Annotated in this window: 20 protein-coding genes; 4 read left to right on the plus strand and 16 right to left on the minus strand. The window is 31.5% G+C overall.

All coding sequences use genetic code 11. From position 1 onward, the window contains the following. Nucleotides 1-33 precede the first annotated feature (33 nt). Complete coding sequence (gene metG / locus Q0663_RS02090) at nucleotides 34-2,088, minus strand: methionine--tRNA ligase (protein ID WP_299005569.1); 2,055 nt, start codon at nucleotides 2,086-2,088, stop codon at nucleotides 34-36. 115 nt (nucleotides 2,089-2,203) lie between these two features. On the opposite strand from metG, the gene Q0663_RS02095 reads away from it, so the two are divergent. Then, a complete protein-coding gene (locus tag Q0663_RS02095) occupies nucleotides 2,204-3,187 on the plus strand; it encodes an LD-carboxypeptidase (RefSeq protein ID WP_299005572.1) in 984 nt (327 codons plus the stop codon). Between the two features lies 1 nt (nucleotide 3,188). Here Q0663_RS02095 and Q0663_RS02100 read toward each other — a convergent pair whose 3' ends face one another. Then, on the minus strand, nucleotides 3,189-3,395 hold the full coding sequence (locus Q0663_RS02100; protein WP_299005574.1) for a DUF2892 domain-containing protein: 207 nt from the start codon (nucleotides 3,393-3,395) through the stop codon (nucleotides 3,189-3,191). Nucleotides 3,396-3,434: 39 nt separating this feature from the next. Between Q0663_RS02100 and Q0663_RS02105 the strand changes: the two genes are divergently transcribed. Beyond that, the gene (locus Q0663_RS02105) at nucleotides 3,435-3,794 is read left to right on the plus strand and encodes a YraN family protein (protein WP_299005576.1); all 360 of its coding nucleotides are present in this window, start codon (nucleotides 3,435-3,437) and stop codon (nucleotides 3,792-3,794) included. 62 nt (nucleotides 3,795-3,856) lie between these two features. Here Q0663_RS02105 and Q0663_RS02110 read toward each other — a convergent pair whose 3' ends face one another. Further along, complete coding sequence (locus tag Q0663_RS02110; protein ID WP_299005579.1) at nucleotides 3,857-5,242, minus strand: TlpA disulfide reductase family protein; 1,386 nt, start codon at nucleotides 5,240-5,242, stop codon at nucleotides 3,857-3,859. 126 nt (nucleotides 5,243-5,368) lie between these two features. Between Q0663_RS02110 and Q0663_RS02115 the strand changes: the two genes are divergently transcribed. Then, a complete protein-coding gene (locus Q0663_RS02115) occupies nucleotides 5,369-6,163 on the plus strand; it encodes an SDR family oxidoreductase (RefSeq protein ID WP_299005582.1) in 795 nt (264 codons plus the stop codon). On the opposite strand, the gene Q0663_RS02120 is transcribed toward Q0663_RS02115, so the two are convergent. After that, entirely contained in the window at nucleotides 6,160-6,516 is a 357-nt protein-coding gene (locus tag Q0663_RS02120; protein ID WP_274634457.1) for a hypothetical protein, read from the minus strand. The genes Q0663_RS02115 and Q0663_RS02120 overlap by 4 nt on opposite strands. 72 nt (nucleotides 6,517-6,588) lie before the next feature. Here Q0663_RS02120 and Q0663_RS02125 point away from each other — a divergent pair, with 72 nt between their 5' ends. Next, a complete protein-coding gene (locus Q0663_RS02125; protein WP_299005584.1) occupies nucleotides 6,589-7,122 on the plus strand; it encodes a CvpA family protein in 534 nt (177 codons plus the stop codon). A 39-nt stretch (nucleotides 7,123-7,161) separates the two neighbouring features. On the opposite strand, the gene Q0663_RS02130 is transcribed toward Q0663_RS02125, so the two are convergent. From Q0663_RS02130 to Q0663_RS02185, 12 genes are all read right to left on the minus strand, one after another. Further along, nucleotides 7,162-7,788 carry a carbonic anhydrase gene (locus tag Q0663_RS02130; protein WP_274634459.1) on the minus strand — a complete coding sequence of 209 codons (627 nt, stop codon included), beginning with the start codon at nucleotides 7,786-7,788 and terminating at the stop codon, nucleotides 7,162-7,164. A gap of 140 nt (nucleotides 7,789-7,928) precedes the next feature. Continuing rightward, nucleotides 7,929-8,558: a carbonic anhydrase family protein gene (locus tag Q0663_RS02135; protein ID WP_299005586.1), complete on the minus strand. Its 630-nt coding sequence runs from the start codon at nucleotides 8,556-8,558 to the stop codon at nucleotides 7,929-7,931. Nucleotides 8,559-8,669: 111 nt separating this feature from the next. Beyond that, nucleotides 8,670-10,250 (minus strand): SulP family inorganic anion transporter, encoded by a 1,581-nt coding sequence (locus tag Q0663_RS02140; RefSeq protein WP_299005588.1) that lies wholly within the window; start codon nucleotides 10,248-10,250, stop codon nucleotides 8,670-8,672. A gap of 186 nt (nucleotides 10,251-10,436) precedes the next feature. Continuing rightward, nucleotides 10,437-10,736, minus strand: coding sequence for a hypothetical protein (locus Q0663_RS02145; RefSeq protein WP_299005592.1), 300 nt, complete (start codon nucleotides 10,734-10,736; stop codon nucleotides 10,437-10,439). A 56-nt stretch (nucleotides 10,737-10,792) separates the two neighbouring features. Beyond that, on the minus strand, nucleotides 10,793-11,545 hold the full coding sequence (locus Q0663_RS02150) for a tetratricopeptide repeat protein (protein WP_299005597.1): 753 nt from the start codon (nucleotides 11,543-11,545) through the stop codon (nucleotides 10,793-10,795). Beyond that, the gene (locus Q0663_RS02155) at nucleotides 11,545-13,299 is read right to left on the minus strand and encodes a BatD family protein (RefSeq protein ID WP_299005600.1); all 1,755 of its coding nucleotides are present in this window, start codon (nucleotides 13,297-13,299) and stop codon (nucleotides 11,545-11,547) included. The genes Q0663_RS02150 and Q0663_RS02155 overlap by 1 nt, the downstream gene beginning before the upstream one ends. A 9-nt stretch (nucleotides 13,300-13,308) precedes the next feature. Next, a complete protein-coding gene (locus tag Q0663_RS02160; RefSeq protein WP_299005603.1) occupies nucleotides 13,309-14,142 on the minus strand; it encodes a BatD family protein in 834 nt (277 codons plus the stop codon). 52 nt (nucleotides 14,143-14,194) lie between these two features. Beyond that, nucleotides 14,195-15,019 (minus strand): tetratricopeptide repeat protein, encoded by an 825-nt coding sequence (locus Q0663_RS02165; RefSeq protein WP_299005606.1) that lies wholly within the window; start codon nucleotides 15,017-15,019, stop codon nucleotides 14,195-14,197. An 8-nt stretch (nucleotides 15,020-15,027) separates the two neighbouring features. Continuing rightward, nucleotides 15,028-16,065, minus strand: coding sequence for a VWA domain-containing protein (locus tag Q0663_RS02170; RefSeq protein WP_299005609.1), 1,038 nt, complete (start codon nucleotides 16,063-16,065; stop codon nucleotides 15,028-15,030). A 5-nt stretch (nucleotides 16,066-16,070) separates the two neighbouring features. Next, nucleotides 16,071-17,078 (minus strand): VWA domain-containing protein, encoded by a 1,008-nt coding sequence (locus tag Q0663_RS02175; protein WP_299006322.1) that lies wholly within the window; start codon nucleotides 17,076-17,078, stop codon nucleotides 16,071-16,073. After that, the gene (locus tag Q0663_RS02180; protein WP_299005612.1) at nucleotides 17,065-17,982 is read right to left on the minus strand and encodes a hypothetical protein; all 918 of its coding nucleotides are present in this window, start codon (nucleotides 17,980-17,982) and stop codon (nucleotides 17,065-17,067) included. Before Q0663_RS02180 ends, Q0663_RS02175 begins: the two co-directional genes overlap by 14 nt. Before the next feature lie 9 nt (nucleotides 17,983-17,991). Next, entirely contained in the window at nucleotides 17,992-18,858 is an 867-nt protein-coding gene (locus Q0663_RS02185; protein ID WP_299005614.1) for a DUF58 domain-containing protein, read from the minus strand. Nucleotides 18,859-18,926 lie beyond the last annotated feature (68 nt).

An 18,926-nucleotide genomic window follows, 5' to 3' on the forward strand; every position in this document is an offset into this window, starting at 1 on the left:
GAGGTTTCAAATATAGTAAATACAGTTTTTTGTTTAAGCTATAAACTCCCCATTATTCACCTTTTCAGAAGGTTGAACAAATGCTAATTTACCATCAGGAGTATCAGTCATTAAAATCATTCCTTGACTCTCTACACCACGTAGTTTTCTTGGAGCTAAATTGCACAGTACAGATACTTGTTGTCCAATGATATCTTCTGGTTTAAAGCTTTCAGCAATTCCAGAAACAATAGTACGTGTGTCAATACCAACATCTACGGTAAGTTTTAATAATTTTTTGGTTTTTGCTACTTTTTCAGCAGCAACAATAGTTCCTACTCGAATATCCATTTTGGTGAAATCATCAAACTGAATAGTTTCTTTTTGAGGCTCAACTACTTTGTTAGCAGCTTCATTTGCTTTCTTAGTAGCTTCTAACTTGTCTAGCTGTGTTTGAATTGTAGTATCTTCAATTTTAGAAAATAATAATTCAGCTTTATTAATTTGATGATCTGCTGGTAGTAAAATGTCTTTTTCAGCTACATCATTCCAAGAAAGCGTAGTATCAATATTTAAAATTGACTTTAATTTACTTGAAGTAAACGGTAAAAAAGGTTCTGATAGCACTGCTAAACCTGCTGCGATTTGCAAGGCAACATTCATAATAGTTTTGGTGCGCTCTTCGTCAACTTTAATTACTTTCCATGGTTCTTCGTCAGCTAAGTATTTATTACCTAAACGCGCTAAATTCATCATTTCTTGAGATGCTTCTCTAAAACGATAACGTTCTATAGACTTTGCAATAATATTTGGAAACTGTTGTAATTGCTCTAAAGTGTCTTTGTCAATTTCTGATAACTCCCCCGCAGGTGGTACCTGCCCGTTGTAGTATTTGTTTGTTAATACTACCACACGATTGATGAAATTTCCAAAAATAGCAACTAACTCGTTGTTGTTTTTTGCTTGAAAATCTTTCCAAGTAAAATCATTATCTTTATTTTCAGGAGCGTTAGCTGTTAAGGTATAACGCAATACATCTTGTTGGTCAGGAAACTCCTCTAAGTACTCATGTAACCAAACTGCCCAATTTTTAGAAGTTGATAGTTTATTTCCTTCTAAGTTTAAAAACTCGTTAGCTGGTACATTTTCTGGTAAAATAAAATCACCATGAGCTTTTAACATAGCAGGGAAAATAATACAGTGAAATACAATATTATCTTTACCAATAAAGTGAACTAATTTAGTATCGTCTTTTTTCCAATAATCTTCCCAGTTTTTACCTTCTCGTTCTGCCCATTCTTTAGTAGAAGAGATGTAACCAATAGGAGCATCGAACCATACATATAATACTTTTCCATCAGCACCTTCAACTGGCACAGGAATTCCCCAATCTAAATCACGGGTTACGGCTCGCGGACGTAAACTGTCATCAATCCAAGATTTACATTGTCCTAATACGTTAGGTTTCCAATCATTTTTATGGCTTTCTAAAATCCACTCACGTAAAAAAGCTTCGTGTTTATCTAAAGGTAAAAACCAATGTTTAGTTTCTTTTAAGGTAGGAACATTTCCAGTAATAGCTGATTTAGGATTAATTAAATCTGTAGCATTATGACTTGTACCACATTTTTCACATTGGTCTCCATAACTTTCTTCGTTTCCACATTTAGGGCATGTACCAATTACAAAACGATCTGCTAAAAACTGATTTGCCTCTTCGTCATATAGTTGTTGAGTAACTTCTTCAGTAAATTCACCATCGTTGTATAATTTTGTGAAGAAATCAGAAGCTGTTTTATGATGAACGTCTGCTGAGGTACGAGAATAGTTATCGAAAGAAATACCAAAATCTTCAAATGACTTTTTGATAATCCCGTTGTACTTATCAATAATATCTTGTGGAGTAACACCTTCTTTTTTAGCACGCATAGGTATTGCAACTCCGTGTTCGTCAGAACCACAAATATAGGCTACGTCTTTTCCTTTTTGACGCAGATAACGTGCATAAATATCTCCAGGAACATACACACCTGCTAAATGCCCAATATGGATTGGTCCATTTGTATAAGGTAATGCTGCTGTAATTGTATATCTTTTAGGTGTACTCATGTTTTTCTACTAAAATTAAAGCGCAAAAGTACGAAAAAGCAATTTTTTATACTGTTATAAATTAGGTACATTTGATGGATTTTAAACTTTTAAGATCAAGAAAAGAGACTTGTTTATGGAAAAAAGAATTTTCATCTTATTTTTTTTACTGATAATTACATCAGTCTATGCGCAAAATGAAACCATGAAGTTAACTACACCACCCTATTTGCAAAAGGGAGATACTATTGCAATTGTTGCACCTGCTGGAATTTTAAAGAACCGTAAGCATACTATTGATAAGGCAAAAAGCTTAGCAGAAAGCTGGGGGTTGAAAGTGGTATATGGTAAACATATGTTTAATCAGAATGATCATTTTGCTGGTACCGATGAAGAACGATGTCAAGATTTTCAAGATGCGTTAGATAATCCTAGCATTAAGGCAATTTGGAGTGCACGTGGAGGGTATGGTTCAGTTAGGATTATTGATAAATTAGATTTTACGAAGTTTAAACAGCATCCTAAATGGATTGTTGGTTATTCTGATATTACAGCTTTTCATAATCATATTCATAATTTAGGAATAGAAACGCTACATGCTATGATGTGTACAAGTATGGAAGAAAAACCAGAAGAACTTGTAGAAACAATTGCTACTTTTAAGAAAGCATTATTTGGAGAAAAGTTACGCTATGAAGTTCCTTCTTCAAAAGAGAATAGAGAAGGAAATGTGTCAGGAGAATTGGTAGGAGGTAACATTGCCATTTTAGCTTCGATGTTGGGATCGGATAGTCAAATTTCTACTGATGGTAAAATTTTATTTATTGAAGAAATAGGAGAATATAAATATTCGATTGATCGAATGTTACAGAGTTTAAAAAGAGCAGGGTATTTTACAAAAGTTAATGCTATTATTGTAGGGGATATGACCAAGATAAAAAGAAATACCACTCCATGGGGGAGTTCAATTGAACAACTAATTTTAGAGGTTGTTCCAAAAGATATTCCCATTCTTTTTAATTTTCCTGCAGGGCATGAGCCAGATAATAGAGCATTAATTTTAGGAAGAGAAGTTTCTTTAAGTGTTCAAAAAGAAACTTCTACAGTACTATTTAAGTAAATTATTTTTTATCTTTTCGAGTGTTTATCCCAAATAAACGATATAATGGGCAAAAATTAATAAAACTAGTAATTAACAAAATAATTGCCAGTATAAGTAAAGCATTACCTAAAATTCCTGAGATAATTTCAAAGTAAGAAAGTGCCGCAATTAGTAAAGCAATTAGTGTTCTAATAGCTTTGTCGGTGTTTCCCATATTTTTTTTCATGGTAGATAGTTTTAAGGTTATTCAAATATAAGTTTTTATATGGCACAACACAATGAGCTTGGTAAGAAAGGAGAGCAGTTAGCAGTTGATTATCTATTGAAAAATGGGTATGAAATTGTTGAAAAGAATTATCGTTTTCAAAAAGCAGAAGTAGATATTATCGCTAAAAAAGACAATGTGTTAATAGCTGTTGAAGTGAAAACAAGATCATCTATCGATTTTGGTAATCCCCAAGATTTTGTGAATCCGAAGAAAATAAAATTACTAGTAAGTTCTATTGATAATTATGTAAATGACCGAGATCTAGATGTTGAAGTTCGATTTGATATAATTGCTATTTTACGAGAACAAGGAGCGTTTAAAATAGAGCATATTAAAGATGCCTTTCTATATTTTTAAAGAATAAAAAAGCTCAACAAATAATTTTGTTGAGCTTTTTTGTGAGGTTTTAATTGAGTGGATTAATTGTTTTTACCACCATTAAAATATTTTTCTACATCTTCTTCGTGATCAGGCATTGCAATAATTTTTTTGTCTTTGTCTAAAACGAAGTATGAAGGTGTACCCAATAAGTTATATTTTCTTACTGTTTCATTATCAAATTTGTATTCAGGGTGTGTTCCTATAGCATTGTGCCACTCAGGTAAACTTTTAACAAATTCCGTCCATTCAGTTGCATCATGTTCTATACCGAAAGAAATAACAGAAATTTCTTTATGCGTTTGCATGAATTTATATAATTCAGGTATTTCTTTTACACAGTGTGGGCAACCCGTACTCCAAAATACTAACAAGTACTTTTCTGCGTCGTTTAAGGTAGATAACTTGAACTCTTGTCCGTTTTCTTCCCATGAAAAATCAGGAGCAACTCTACCTACGGTTGCAAGTAATATATCTAACTTTTCTTTTTTAAATTCAGCATCTTGGTCTTCATCAGGTAGCTCATCAAAATATTCTTCGAACATCCAATCTACAGCAGGACCATTACGTTTATCTGTAAGTGCACTAATTAAGTAGTAAGTAACAGCTTTTTCTAATTTGTCAGAAGAAATTTTCTTCATAACATTTTTGATTGACTCTTTAATTAATTCTTGCTGTACTTCTTTATCTTCAGAATAATTTAAATAAAATACATAATCACTGATTTTATCAATTAAGAAAGAAGAATTAAATAAGTCTTCATTTTTAAAGTCTACATACTCAAAGAAGTTTTCACTAGTGGCAGATAAATAATCTTGAATATTATCGTGAGGATTGCTAGAGTTATATCGGCGAGATGCTTTAATAAAGCTATTTACTAACATTCCTTCAGACTTGTTTTCATACGTTTTTTGTACATCCTCAAGTTCTTTAACTTCTTTCTTATAGGCTTTTTTTGTGCTTTTATCTTCAGTTTCTATATAAGAAGCTTGATATGAATCTATCTTTTTTTGTACAGCATTATACGCTTGTAGGTATTCACTATACAGTTTATTTTCTCTAGAGCTTGTAAAAACTACAGCAGATTGATCTGAAAATTTAGGGTTGAAAACGAATTCAACATTTTCTTTGTTAAAGAAGAAATCAACAAACCCTGCTCCAGTATTTCTATAAGTAGCTCTATATGCACCAGGAGCTGCTGTGCCTGGGAGCTCAAAGCTAAATTTACCTAGTATTTGCTTTTCTCCACTAATAATTACAGTGTCGAGTTTAATTGTAGTATTTGCTACAAAGTTTTGTTTAGCTCCTTCTATTTTGTACAAAATTACCCAATCACCTTTATCTGGAGGAGTCATAGTACCTTTAACAGTATATTGAGCATTAACAAGTGATGTGGTAAATATTAATAGAGCGAGTAATTTTTTCATTATAATATTTTAAAGAGTTACTTATAAGGTTTTAAAACTAGGTATTTACAAACTTCTATCCAAGAAGTATACCACATTTATTTTTTCTTATGTATTTTAGAAATGTTTTTTTAATTGTTTGATAACATGAAATTTAAAGATCAGGTGTTTTGGATTACTGGTGCTTCATCAGGTATAGGAAAATCTTTAACTATTGAATTGGCTAATCTAGGAGCAAAATTAATTATCTCTTCAAGAAACGAGAGTGCTTTAATTGAAGTAAAGAATCAATGTAAGTTTCCTGAAAAGGTTGCTATTCTTACGTTAGATTTAGAGGTTTATGAAAGTTTAGCTAGTAAAGTAGCCAAAGCTATTTCATTTTTTGGTAGAATAGATGTTTTAGTAAATAATGGAGGAATTAGCCAACGATCATTGGTAAAAGATACTTCAATTCAGGTTGACAAACGATTGATGGATGTTAATTATTTAGGAACGGTTGCTTTAACCAAAGCATTATTACCACATTTTATTGAAAATAAATCGGGGCATTTTGTGGTTACTACTAGTATCGTTGGTAAAATAGGAACTCCATTACGTTCTACTTATGCCGCTACCAAACATGCTTTACATGGTTTTTTTGATAGTTTACGAGCAGAACATTTTAAAGATAACATTCATGTAACTTTAATTTGCCCTGGTTTTGTAACTACCAACGTTTCAAAAAATGCGTTGACAGGTGATGGAACGCCACAAAATACGATGGATACAGCCACGGCAAACGGTATTCATCCTGATGAGTTTGCTAAGCAAATGTTGAAAGCTATTCGTAATAAACGAGAAGAGGTATATATTGCCGGAGTTAAGGAAAAACTTGGAGTTTATACCAAACGTTTCTTTCCGAAGTTACTATCTAAAATGATTCGAAAATTAAGTGTTACTTAATTAAAAAAGTCAATTACTTCAAAATAGTTAATAATAGCTTCTTTCATTAAAACCGACTGCTCTCCTGGTTTTAAAGTAGGAAGCTCAGTTAAGGTTTTATAGTGAGGCCAACCATCATTATCAAAAAAATCGAATTCATAGTATCCGTAAGGCTCTAACAACTTACAAATTGCTATGTGCATTAGGTTAACTTTCTCATCTTTTTTAAATTTTCTATGACCTTGTCCGAGTTCTTGAACACCAATTAAATAAATAATTCCATCTATATTTAGTTCATCACCGTCAGCAAATTGTTGTGATAATTGAGTTACCACGAAGTCCCATTTTTCTTTTAAGTTGGTTTCTTTAGTCATTTGTGTTTTTTAGAAAAAGCAAAGATACAAATGAGTTATGTATATTTGAGCATGTAATTTGTTTTCACACTTATGAATACTTTTGATATTATTATCACAGCTTTGTTGCTCTTCGGTTTTGTAAGAGGTATTATGAAAGGGCTTTTTGTTGAAATAGCTTCGTTGGTAGCCTTGGTTGCTGGAGTTTATGGAGCGATTCACTTTTCGTATTTTATTGGAGATTGGTTAAAAAATAGTGTTACTTGGGATGAAAAGTATATTTCTCTAGCGGCTTTTGCAGGAACTTTTGTAGTGATAATTATTGTAATTGCTTTACTCGGTAAAATACTAACTAAAATAGCTGATTTTGCTTCACTTGGAATTTTAAATAAGATTTTAGGTGGTGTTTTTGGAGCTTTAAAAATTGGATTAATTTTAAGTGTAGTTTTTATTTTCTTTGGAAAAATGAATGACACCATTCCGTTTGTAAAACAAGAAAGTTTAGAAGAGTCTATTTTATACAAACCCGTAAAAAAAATAGCACCAACCATTTTTCCATCAATTATTAAAGATGAAGAAAAGGAGGAGGGAGAAAAGAATACTTTAGAGTTAGATCTCAATATATAAAAACAAAAACGGATGAAAAGTTTCATCCGTTTTTATTTTTTAGTCTAAATGGTAAATTTCCATAATACCCTCTAAGATGCGTTCAAAATCGATGTTTAAATCGATGAGGTTTCCTGTTTTAATATCAAAAACCCAACCATGTACTTTTAAGCCTCTATCTCTGTAAGCCTTTTGTACAGCAGCGGTTTTAATAAGATTAACGCATTGTTCTTGTACGTTTAAATCAACCAAGCGGTCGTAACGCTCATTTTCATCTTCAATTTTATTCAGCTCATCTTTGTGTAAGCGATACACATCTCTGATGTAACGTAACCAAGGATTTAATAACCCTAAATCGGCAGATTGCATTGCGGCTTTAACCCCACCACAAGAATAATGACCACAAACCACAATATGATTTACTTTTAAATGCTCTACAGCATATTCAATTACAGAAGCAGAATTTAAGTCAATTGCAGGTACCATGTTGGCAATATTTCTGTGTACAAAAACATCACCAGGATCAAGTCCCATTAAGTCTTCGGCAGAAACCCTACTATCTGAACATCCTATGTATAGTAATTCAGGATTTTGTCCTTCGTTTAATTTTTTAAAATAGTCTTTATCGGTAGATAGCTTGTTTTTTACCCACTCTTTATTGTTATCAAAAATTTTAGATAGATTCATAGTTGTAAATATTACTCGTTAGAAGAGTTTTCACCACCTTTCTATTTTTGGAGGGAAAGAATTTTCGAAGTTAATAAAAAAAGAGAACCTAAAATTAAATTTAGATTCTCTTTGTGGTGTAAAATTAAGAGGGATAATTCTTATTCAAAAAAAGTAACAGCACCGTCTTCAATGTTATACATAGCTCCAACAATCATAATTTCACCGTTTTTGTGCATATCAGCTAGTACTTCACTTTCGTTTAAAATTCTATCAATAGTTAACTGTACGTTCTTTTCAGCGACGTTATTTACAAACTCGATGTTAGATGAGTTTCTTAAGCTTTCATCTTTTGGCTCAGTTACAGCTTCTACAGCTGGCTTAATTTTACTTAGCATGGTAGTTAAGTTACCTAACTCAGCGTTGTCACAAGCACCTTTAACGGCTCCACAACTTGTGTGACCTAATACTACTATTAACTTAGTACCAGCTAACTTACAAGCAAACTCCATACTACCTAAAATATCTTCGTTTACAAAGTTACCAGCAATTCTTGCGCTAAAAATATCTCCTAAACCTTGGTCGAAAACTAATTCAGCAGAAACTCTTGAATCGATACAGCTTAAAATAGTAGCAAAAGGAAATTGTCCTTCTCTAGTATCGTTAACTTGCTCTAATAAGTTACGGTTCGCTTTTAAGTTGTTTTGAAATCTTAAGTTTCCTTCTTTTAAATATTGTAATGACTTTTCAGGAGTCATAGTAGCTTGAGTTTCTTTAGTATGTGCTTTCATGATTTATATTTTTTTAAAATTATTTATGTCTTTTTATTGAATACTAACAATCCTTTAATAGCGTATTGTAGTAAAAAGTGTTTTTATTTTGTTATAACCTTTAAAAGGGTGTTATGCTGCTTTATGTCTTAGTTTAAAGAATTTAATGAAACTATCTGGGTTTTCAACTTCACCACGTTCAGAAATAAGCTTGATATTAATATTTCTTTCTTTGGCTTTAAAGGCGAAATCTTCTAATATTTCGATAATATCGTTATCTAAATATCTTGTCTTACGTACATCTAATTCTAAATACGTATCTCTAGGTAAACTATCTAATTCTTTTAAGATAGCACCTTTGTTAAAGAAAGTTACTTCTTCAGCAAGTGTCATTTTTATTTTATGCGCTCCGTTACTTTTGTCTTCAATATGTAGGAAGTGTGAGTTTTGGTAGCTCTTAATTAAAATAACTACTACTCCTACTGCTAAACCTAATGAAATACCTGTTAATAAATCGGTGAAAACAATACCTAAAACAGTTACCATAAATGGTACAAACTGTTTCCAACCTAAGGCAAACATTTGCTTAAATAAGCTAGGCTTTGCTAGTTTATAACCAACAACTAATAAAATTGCAGCTAAAACAGATAAAGGAATTTTATTTAATAAGGTAGGAATTAAAATAACAGACAGTAATAAAAATAATCCGTGAATAATTGTTGACATTTTAGATTTTCCTCCTGATTGAATGTTAGCAGAACTTCTTACGATTACCTGAGTAATTGGTAAACCTCCAATTAAACCAGATAATATATTTCCTGTTCCTTGTGCAACTAATTCTCTATTGGTTGGAGTTACATTTTTTTCAGGGTCTAATTTATCAGTAGCTTCAACACAAAGTAAAGTTTCTAAACTAGCTACTAAAGCAATGGTAAAGGCAGTTACCCATACTTCATAGTTAGTAATGGCGCTAAAGTTAGGTAAAGTAAATTGACCTAAGAAAGAATCAAAACTTTCAGGAATTGGTACACTTACCAAGTGAGAAGCTTGTATAGCTAATGTTTCATTTCCTTGTGTTAATGTAAAAAAGACAATTCCCAACACTACAGCTACTAAAGGCCCTTGAATTAGTTGAAATATTTTCCCTTTTTTACTTAGAACTTTATCCCAAAGAATTAAAATAGCTAATCCAATAAAACCAATAACCATTGACCCGATAGTAATATTATCAGCTATATTTATAATAGCTGAAAAAGTGTTTTCACCAGAAGGTTCAATAAAGCTATCAGCTCCTTCAGGTTCTGCATCATAACCAAAGAAGTGAGGGATTTGTTTTAGAATAATAATAATACCTATACCAGTAAGCATTCCTTTAATTACTGATGAAGGAAAGTAATAACCGATAACTCCTGCTTTAAGAACTCCAAAAAGAATTTGAATAATTCCTCCTAAAACAACAGCTACTAAAAAATTTTCATAGCCACCTAGAGCACCAATAGCAGTTAATACAATAGCTGCTAAACCAGCAGCAGGTCCACTAACTCCAATTTTAGAGCCACTAATAGCTCCGACAACAACACCTCCAACAATTCCTGCAATTACTCCTGAAAAAAGAGGGGCTCCACTAGCTAATGCAATACCTAAACATAAAGGTAAAGCTACAAAGAACACGACTATACTAGCAGGTAAGTCGCTTTTAATATTTTTAAACATAATGTATGTGTATATTTTGATACTCCAAATGAAAATTTAGAGCGTATTTTAAAATGTAAATGAATTATTTATTACTTATTAGGTTGAGCCAAGGAAACATGTAACAAGCCTTATCTCAAAATAACGTTGTTTTTATTCACTAAGCATCACACGGAGTTTTATTCCATGAAATAATTAGCCAAAAAATTAAGCAGTAAAAAATTCGGGAGGTGGGGTAAGAATTTTTGGATATTGAGAAACGTAGTTTTTAGATTGAAAACGAACGTTTTTCTTTTTTTGAATAGTCTTGTATAAAAAAGAGATGTAATCCTTGTTAGGGTGCGCTTTTAATTCAGCTACCTTAACATGTTTTGTGTTTTCTTCTTCTTCACTTAAACTTAAGAAAATTGTTATATCTTGGTTCTTGTCTACCAAAGTAATTACCGTAGGAGCAACAATAATTCCTGCGAATAAAACAACGAAAAATATGGCAACTTTAGACTTCAATATACTTTTTAAATAAGTTCAACTGCAAAAGTAATTATTTTTTTAGAGCTAAAATGTTATAATTCTTTTAAATTTTCAGATTGCGTCCAACCTATTTTGCCATCGGCTAGTTTTATTTTCTTCCAATTATCCACAGAATCTAAGACATTAACTTTGGTTCCTTCGTGTAATGTGAAAATTTCATTAGAGTTATCAGTAGGCTCATTAGTAACAGATACTTCTTCAGTATAAATAATAGCTTCAATGTTATTTTTAGCTTGATTGTATTGAGTGTACGTAATAACTAAAGATGTAATTAAAAGTAAAAATGCTAAAATACTAGTAGTAAAGTAAGTTCTTTTTTTACTTGGTGTGTAGGCAAAATAAAATAATAAAAATAAAACAGAGGCTACAAAAGAAAGTATAATAGTAATTACAGCCCAAGTGTTATAGGTAAACTTTTGTAGATAATTTTCATTAAATTTTTGAAAAATTGATTTTGGTAATGCTTCAATTCTATCAAGAGTTAAACGCTTTGCTATAATTAAGTTGTTTTTAGCATCTTCATTTAAAGGGTCTAATTGTAGTGCTTTTTCGTAATTATAAATAGTAGGAGCTACTTTATTAAGCTTGTAGTAACAATTACCCAAGTTGTAATAGACTTCGGATGATGCTAGGTTTTCATCTTCTATTTGCTCGTATAGTTTAATAGCTTCTTCGTAATTACCTTCTTTGTACAAAGAATTAGCGTTTGAAAATAAATCGTTGGCATTTTGTGCTAACGTAACTGTTGACACAAATAAGAATAAATATATAACTAGCTTTCTCATTATAACTGTCGATCTAATTGTGTTATTACTTGTTTTGCTTTTTCATACTCCTCTTTCATTTGTACATTGGTAATTGGAGTATATCTGGCAAAATCACAATCGTTAAATACGTCAATAAAATTATTAATAGTTTCCATATTAACTTTTCTATTCGCTAATAAATCAGTAATTTTTTCACGACTTATATCAGATGTTTCTACACCTAGTTTTGCCTTTAGGTAATTGTGTAGAGCTCTTTCTAAGGCTTCATAAAAAGCCTCTTTATTACCTAATTGTTTTTGTGCTTCCGACAAGTATTTCTTGGCAAGTTTATCTGCTTTTCGCAATTTGTTACCTAATACATCACTATCACGTTCTTCTTTCTTTTTCTGAATAATAATTCCAATTGGAATAGCTAAAACAGGAAGTAACAAAAGAATGTAAAACAAGGTAGATTTAAAGAAATCATCTGTTTTTATAGGCTGTAAATTAGTAGCTGTTTGAATGTATCTAAAATCGCTACCTGTAACTTTTACATCTTGTTTAGCAACTGTATTAGCATCGGAGTTTGTCGGAACTTCCTTCCCTTCTAAAACATCAACATATAAATCATCTGTAGAGATGGTTTGGTATACCTTTTCTTTAGGGTTAAAGTAAGAAAAGCTAGTTTTTGGAATTCTATATTTTCCTTTAAACTCAGGAACAATAGTATAGTTGTCAGTAACTGAACCTGATAATCCAGTTCCAGTAATGCGAACATTTTCTTTTCTCTCAGGTTGATAAACTTCTAGTTCTTTAGGGGTTTCAACTTTTGGAAGTTCAAACAATTTTAAATTTCCTTTACCATTTACTGAAACCTTAATTTGTGATGATTCATTAGCTTTTAAGGTGTTTTTGCTTAAAGAAACATCAAAAGAAAATTCACCAACCGCACCAGTAAAATCCTCTGGTTTGTTTTTGAGAGGTAAGGCTTGAGCGTTAACAATTTTCTTAGCAGAAGAAAACTCTTTACGAACTTGACGTGTAATTACGTTTCCGAAAAAGTCAGCTCTTCCAGTAGGGACTGCAACAACAATATCCATTTTCATAGGGTCTATTGTTAATTTACCAGAGGTTGTTGGAATTAACAAAGCTTTGTGTAAAACAGCATAACGATAATTTTCTCCGTTATAGGTACCTGTTTTAACAGGCATTCCGTTACGTTTAATTTCTTGATTCCAGAAACCGTTATATTGTGGAGCTTCAGTTATTGCATTGTCATAGATACCAACATTATCACTAAAGTATAAGCGGTATTCTACATAAATTCCCTCACCAACATAAGGTTTAGATTTGGAAATCTCAGCAACTAAATGAATGTTTTGTTCTGCAATATAATTAGGATCGTTTGGATTTTTAGGGATGTCAACAGCATCTAAAACAATAACTTTTATAGGGTTTGACTTTATTGTTTTTCCATCAATTTCAATACTCGCAGAGGGAATATTAAATTCTCCTTTTCTTTTGGGTTGTAGTATGTAGGTGTATGATTGATTGAAAGAAACCTTACCGTTAATCCAAGATTGACTTACTGATTGACTCGGACCACCAACAATTTTAAAATTAGTGAAGTTTGGTGGTTTAAAATTATCGGCTCCTTGTTTGTTGATAGAAAACTCAATACGTAGTCGCTGGTTTACACCTAATTTATTTTTACTAACAGTAGTTGTTAATGCAACATCTTGCGCACTAATAGAATGTGAAATAAAAATTAATATTAAAATTAATAAACGCATTACTTTAGTTTAATTTTTTGAAACTAATTTTAACTCAAGAGTGTCTTTAGTTATAGAAATAAAATCGTCTATTGAGTTATTAATTTTGACTTTTAAATTAAGAATCATAGGAGATTCTTCTTCTTGATTTTTATTGGTTGTTAATAAAAATTTTTTAAATAAAATTTTGTTATAATTTATTCCTTTGTGTTTGACAACTTCTTTTTTAATATTAGTTATTTTAACTTCTTTTGAGTGAAAGCCTTTAAACCTAGGCTCTGATATTACAAGGTAGGAGTCAGGTACTCCTTCTTCCAAGTAATAGAGGTAGTAATTTACAGATTGGGGATTATTATTTCTTTTTGAGAATAGGAATGTGTTTTTCGAAACTTTACATTTGATATCAGCTAAACATTTTGCTTCATTTGAATAACTATCAATTACTTTAATAGTTAGTTTTTGTGCTTTTAATTTTGTGTTGTTTAAGAGAAAGGAAGGTGGCGATATTGTGTATGTGCCTTTTTTTTTGGGCTTTATCAAGTAATACCATGATAAAGAACATTTGTTTATGGTGTTACCATTTTTATCTTTAAATAAAAAGCGGTTAAAATTCTTTGAAATTTTGTCAGAAACTATATTAAAGTCATTTAAATCTGGTGGAGTAAATAAAGAATCTATGGGGAGTTTAGTTAAAAAAGAACTATCAATCTGATCAGAGGTAGTTGTTAACTTGAATTTTAATTTAAACTCCTGATTTGAACTAACCTTTTCATGATTAACAGACATTAAAAAGTTGACATCTTGCGCGCTAAGAGCAATTGTAATAAAACTAATTAATAACGTTATGTATACTTTCAACTTCATACTTATTTTTCAAAAATGCCTAAAAGTAATTAAGATTTTAACAACTGAAAAATTACCAGTCTTTTTCTTGTTTTACTTTTCTTCCTTTTGATTTTTGTGCATTCATTTTCTTTTGCGTCTTGTTTTCTTCATTATTTAAACTCTCAAGTAGCTGTTTCATTTGCTCAGGAGTCATGTTACCTTGTTGAGGTTTAGGTTGTTGATTTTGTTTGTCTTTTTGGTCTTGATTAGGTTTTTGCTGATTGTTTTGATCATCGTTTTTCTGATCTTGGTTATCATCCTTTTTGTCCTTATCGTCGCCTTTTTGATCTTTATCGTTTTGTTTGTCTTTGTCGTCTTGATCTTGCTGATCTTTATTCTGTTGATTCTGATCTTGTTGGTCTTTGTTTTTATCTTTGTCGTCCTTTTGATCTTGTTGCTGTTTTTTAGCTTCTTTTTGAGCAACGGCTAAATTATAACGTGTTTCATCATCATTAGGATTTCTACGTAAGGAATTTTTAAAGGCTTCAACAGCTTGTTCATATTGCTTTTGCTCCATCATGGCATTACCTATGTTGTGATAAGCTTCAGCCTGAGCCATTTTGTCTTTTGAAGTCTCAGTAGTTACTTTAAACTGTTCTACAGCTTCTTTGTATTTCTTTTCTTGGTATAAAGTATTACCAAAATTATAACTTGCTTTTTCATACTTGCTGTTCTTACCTAAGGCTTTTCGGTAGGTAATAGCAGCATCACTAAACTTTTGTTTATTGTATAGTTTGTTTCCTTCTCGTAACAAAGCACGTGCTTCACGTTGTAGTTTAAGTGTGTCTTGTTGCGCATTTGCTATTGCAGAAACTGCAAAAACTAGAATGAATATTAAATTTTGTAAACTTTTCATACTACATTTTAAGATTCTTCGTTAAACAAATCTACTTTCTTCAACCATTTGGTTTTCTTATCAAATAAAAACATATCTAAAATTAAAAACAACAGTCCAATTCCTACAAACCATTGAAATTGATCTTTGTAATCAGAAAATTGTTTTGTTTCAAATTCGTTTTTTTGTGCGTTTCCAATAATCTTTTCAATGGCTTCTACTGGATTTTCAGTTTTATTACCATCAAAATATTGTCCGTCAGAAGCATCAGCAACTCCTTGTAAAACATCGGGTTTACGTTGGGTAATTACTGTTTCCCCCATTCTATCTTTTTTATAACCAATAAGTGCGCCATTTAATTTAATAGGAATTGGACCTCCTTTTTCAGTACCTACACCTACGGTGTATACTTTTACACCTTCGTTGGCGATGTTTTGAGCAACTTGTTTAGTTTCTTCTTGATGATCTTCACCATCTGAAATAATTATTAAAAAACGATTCGTTTGCTCGTCGTTATCATAATAAGTATTCGCTAGGTTTAAAGCTTCATTGATAGCAGTACCTTGACTTGAAACCATATCAGGATTTGCATTTTGCAAAAACATTTTTGCTGCGGCGTGATCGGTAGTAATAGGAAGTAGAGGGTAAGCATTACCTGCATAGATAATAATACCAACTCTATCACTTCCTAGCTTATCAATAGTTTTAGATATAATTTGTTTTGCTTTTTCTAATCTATTAGGTGCAATATCTTCTGCTAACATACTTTTAGAAACATCTAAAGCAAACACCACATCAACACCTTCTCTTTTCACGGTTTTTAGTTTTGTTCCCATTTTAGGGTTAACTAATGATAAAATTAAAAACGATAACCCTACCAAAAAGAAAACAAGTTTTAGTACAGATTTAAAGGTTGATGTATTTGGTGCTATTTTAGATAAAAGCAACGGGTTAGCAAACTTTTTTTGAGTTCGTTTTTTCCACCATAAAACTAATAGGAAAACCACAATTATTACAGGAATAATTGCAAAAAGATAAAAATATATTGGTTCTTCTAGTTTGTACATCTTGCTTAAATAAAACTTTTAAATAACGTGTTTTTTAGGGTGAATTCTAAAAGTAAAAATATCCCTGCTAGGAAAACTAAAAAACGATATTTTTCAGAGTAATTATAATACTTGAACTCTTCGATTTTAGTTTTTTCTAACTTGTCAATCTCGTCATAAATTTCTTTTAACTTGGTGTTATTAGTTGCTCTAAAATATTTACCACTAGTTTCGATGGCAATGTGCTTTAGCAAATCTTCGTCAATTTCAACAGGTTGATTTTTAAATGAAATTTTTCCTGTTCTTGGGTCTTTAGCCCATGGAAAAGGAGCCATCCCGTTAGTTCCAATTCCGATAGTATAAACCTTAATTCCGTTTCCTTTTGCTAAATCAGTAGCTGTTTTAGGATCAACAAAACCAGCATTGTTTACACCGTCTGTCAATAAGATAATAACTTTACTTTTGGCTTTACTATCTTTTAGTCTATTAACAGCAGAACCTAGACCCATTCCAATAGCAGTTCCACCTTCTAACTGTCCCCATTTAATTTCTGAAATGGTTCTTTTCACAATAGATTTATCACTGGTAATTGGAGTTTGTGTAAAACTTTCTCCTGCATATACTACGATACCAATACGATCATTAGGGCGTCGGTTTATAAAATCGGTAGCTACTCTTTTTAAGGCCTCTAATCGGTTTGGTTTAAGGTCTTTTGCTAGCATACTAGCCGAAACATCAACAGCCATTACGATATCAATACCTCTATTTGTTTTTGTTTTCTTACTAACAGCTACATTTCTAGGGCGTGCTAAAGCAACTATTAAGCAGGTTAATGCCAGTAGTCTTAAGAGTGGCAGTATGGGTTTGAGTTTGGGTAAAATAGAACCTTGTATTTTAAAACCTTTAGTACTTGGCATTCTAAGTTGAGCACCATCTTTTTTTCGAGTATAAAAACTCCAAAAAGCTAACAGAGGAATTAATACTAGCAACCATAAAAACTCGGGACTATGAAACTCGAAATTATTCCACTTCATCATCATCTTCTTGTTTTTTGGGTTTTAAATTATCTATAATAAGCTTTGCGTCTTTTCGGTCTTCCTCTATTTCGTGAGATAAAGGTTTTGATTTCGCAAATTTTACTAGGTCAGATTCTTGTAAAAGACCTTTTAATTTATCAATAATTTCTCTCGAAGTTTCTATTGACTTTGTGTCATTGAAGTCTTTTAAAACGTCAATTAATTCATCAGTAGTGCTTTCCAGGGCTGGAACATGTAGCTCTCGTTCAATATAACCTCTTACAATGTCTGTTAATTCACTATAATATTTTTTAACCTGATTATTTTGCCATAATAGTTTTTTGTCCAGTTCCTCCAGTTTTTGCATAGCTTCTTCATAAGGAGGTAATAAAGGGATAATAACTTTTTCTTCTTGTTCTTTTTTCTTTTTGAAAACAAAGAAATAAAGTAATAACACTATGACAAGAATAGCTATTATGATCCACCAAATGTATTGTTTGAAATCGTCAAATTGGTACGGTTCTCCTTTAATTCCTTTAATTGGAAATTTTTTAACCTTCGTAGTGTCGATAGGAACAGTAGCTACATTAACTAATAAACTATCCGTTAAATAAGCTTGATTTCTAATAAATATTTGTTGTTGAGGAATGTAAAATGCACCGCTATCAAACCCTGTTAAAATGTATTTTCGAATGAGCTTGTTTTCAATAGTGTCGATTTTGAGTGTATCTATTACCTCTAACCCTTTTAGATTTTCTAACTTAGGAATGATAACATTCTCAGTTTCGTCAACAGATATTTTATATTGAAACTGTTCACCAATTCTAATATTTGTGGTGTCAATTTCTGCTTTTACCTGAGGTTGTTGTGCAAAGGCAAAAGAAGTTAAAAACAAGCATATGTAAAGTAGTTTGTGTTTCATTGTTTGTTCTTATCCTTTTCGTTTAAAATAACCTAACAGTTTTCGTACATAACTTTCGTCAACTCTTGTACTGATAGTTCCAGCACCACTCTTAGTAAAAGAGGATTCAAAGTAATTTGTTAAACGTAAAGCGTTAGCTTTGTAGTGAGTTCTAACTGATTTTGAACTCGTATTAACCAATTGAGTTTTTCCTGTTTCAGCATCCACCATAGGAACCATGCCCAAATTAGGGATTTCCTCATCATGTTTGTCATATACACGTATACCGGTTACATCATGTTTATTACCAACAATTTTCAACGTGCGTTCGTAATCATCGTCCATAAAATCAGAAAGCATAAAAACAATTGCTTTCTTTTTCATGATGTTGGATAAAAATTTGAGAGCTTCACTAATATTGGTTTGTCTACTTTTTGGTTGAAATTCAATAAGCTCACGAATAATTCGTAATACGTGACTTTTTCCTTTTATAGGCGGAATATATAACTCAACCTGATCCGAAAATAGAATTAACCCGACTTTATCGTTATTTTGAATAGCAGAAAATGCCAATGTTGCGGCAATTTCTGTTACAGTATCTTTTTTAAATTGTTCAGAAGTACCAAAAAACTCAGAACCAGAAATGTCTACTACCAACATCATGGTAAGTTCGCGTTCTTCTTCAAAAACTTTTACATATGGTTCGTTGTAGCGAGCAGTAACGTTCCAATCAATAGCTCTGATATCGTCTCCATATTGATATTGACGTACTTCAGAAAAAGTCATACCTCTACCTTTAAAGGTTGAGTGGTATTCTCCTCCAAAAATATGATTAGACAACCTACGTGTCTTTATTTCTATTTTTCGAACTTTTTTTAGTAACTCTTTTGTATCCATGTTTTCAATTGTCAGTTAACAGTTATCAATAATCAGTAAAGTATTTTAGGCTGATAATTGCTCATTGA

The organism is uncultured Tenacibaculum sp. (genome assembly GCF_947504135.1).
Classification (GTDB): domain Bacteria; phylum Bacteroidota; class Bacteroidia; order Flavobacteriales; family Flavobacteriaceae; genus Polaribacter.

Bases quoted from the DNA above. Each gene is read 5' to 3' on its own strand.
- metG (WP_299005569.1), bottom strand. From the start codon at position 2,088: ATGAGTACACCTAAAAGATATACAATTACAGCAGCATTACCTTATACA.
- Q0663_RS02095 (WP_299005572.1), top strand. From the start codon at position 2,204: ATGGAAAAAAGAATTTTCATCTTATTTTTTTTACTGATAATTACATCA.
- Q0663_RS02100 (WP_299005574.1), bottom strand. From the start codon at position 3,395: ATGAAAAAAAATATGGGAAACACCGACAAAGCTATTAGAACACTAATT.
- Q0663_RS02105 (WP_299005576.1), top strand. From the start codon at position 3,435: ATGGCACAACACAATGAGCTTGGTAAGAAAGGAGAGCAGTTAGCAGTT.
- Q0663_RS02110 (WP_299005579.1), bottom strand. From the start codon at position 5,242: ATGAAAAAATTACTCGCTCTATTAATATTTACCACATCACTTGTTAAT.
- Q0663_RS02115 (WP_299005582.1), top strand. From the start codon at position 5,369: ATGAAATTTAAAGATCAGGTGTTTTGGATTACTGGTGCTTCATCAGGT.
- Q0663_RS02120 (WP_274634457.1), bottom strand. From the start codon at position 6,516: ATGACTAAAGAAACCAACTTAAAAGAAAAATGGGACTTCGTGGTAACT.
- Q0663_RS02125 (WP_299005584.1), top strand. From the start codon at position 6,589: ATGAATACTTTTGATATTATTATCACAGCTTTGTTGCTCTTCGGTTTT.
- Q0663_RS02130 (WP_274634459.1), bottom strand. From the start codon at position 7,788: ATGAATCTATCTAAAATTTTTGATAACAATAAAGAGTGGGTAAAAAAC.
- Q0663_RS02135 (WP_299005586.1), bottom strand. From the start codon at position 8,558: ATGAAAGCACATACTAAAGAAACTCAAGCTACTATGACTCCTGAAAAG.
- Q0663_RS02140 (WP_299005588.1), bottom strand. From the start codon at position 10,250: ATGTTTAAAAATATTAAAAGCGACTTACCTGCTAGTATAGTCGTGTTC.
- Q0663_RS02150 (WP_299005597.1), bottom strand. From the start codon at position 11,545: ATGAGAAAGCTAGTTATATATTTATTCTTATTTGTGTCAACAGTTACG.
- Q0663_RS02155 (WP_299005600.1), bottom strand. From the start codon at position 13,299: ATGCGTTTATTAATTTTAATATTAATTTTTATTTCACATTCTATTAGT.
- Q0663_RS02160 (WP_299005603.1), bottom strand. From the start codon at position 14,142: ATGAAGTTGAAAGTATACATAACGTTATTAATTAGTTTTATTACAATT.
- Q0663_RS02165 (WP_299005606.1), bottom strand. From the start codon at position 15,019: ATGAAAAGTTTACAAAATTTAATATTCATTCTAGTTTTTGCAGTTTCT.
- Q0663_RS02170 (WP_299005609.1), bottom strand. From the start codon at position 16,065: ATGTACAAACTAGAAGAACCAATATATTTTTATCTTTTTGCAATTATT.
- Q0663_RS02175 (WP_299006322.1), bottom strand. From the start codon at position 17,078: ATGAAGTGGAATAATTTCGAGTTTCATAGTCCCGAGTTTTTATGGTTG.
- Q0663_RS02180 (WP_299005612.1), bottom strand. From the start codon at position 17,982: ATGAAACACAAACTACTTTACATATGCTTGTTTTTAACTTCTTTTGCC.
- Q0663_RS02185 (WP_299005614.1), bottom strand. From the start codon at position 18,858: ATGGATACAAAAGAGTTACTAAAAAAAGTTCGAAAAATAGAAATAAAG.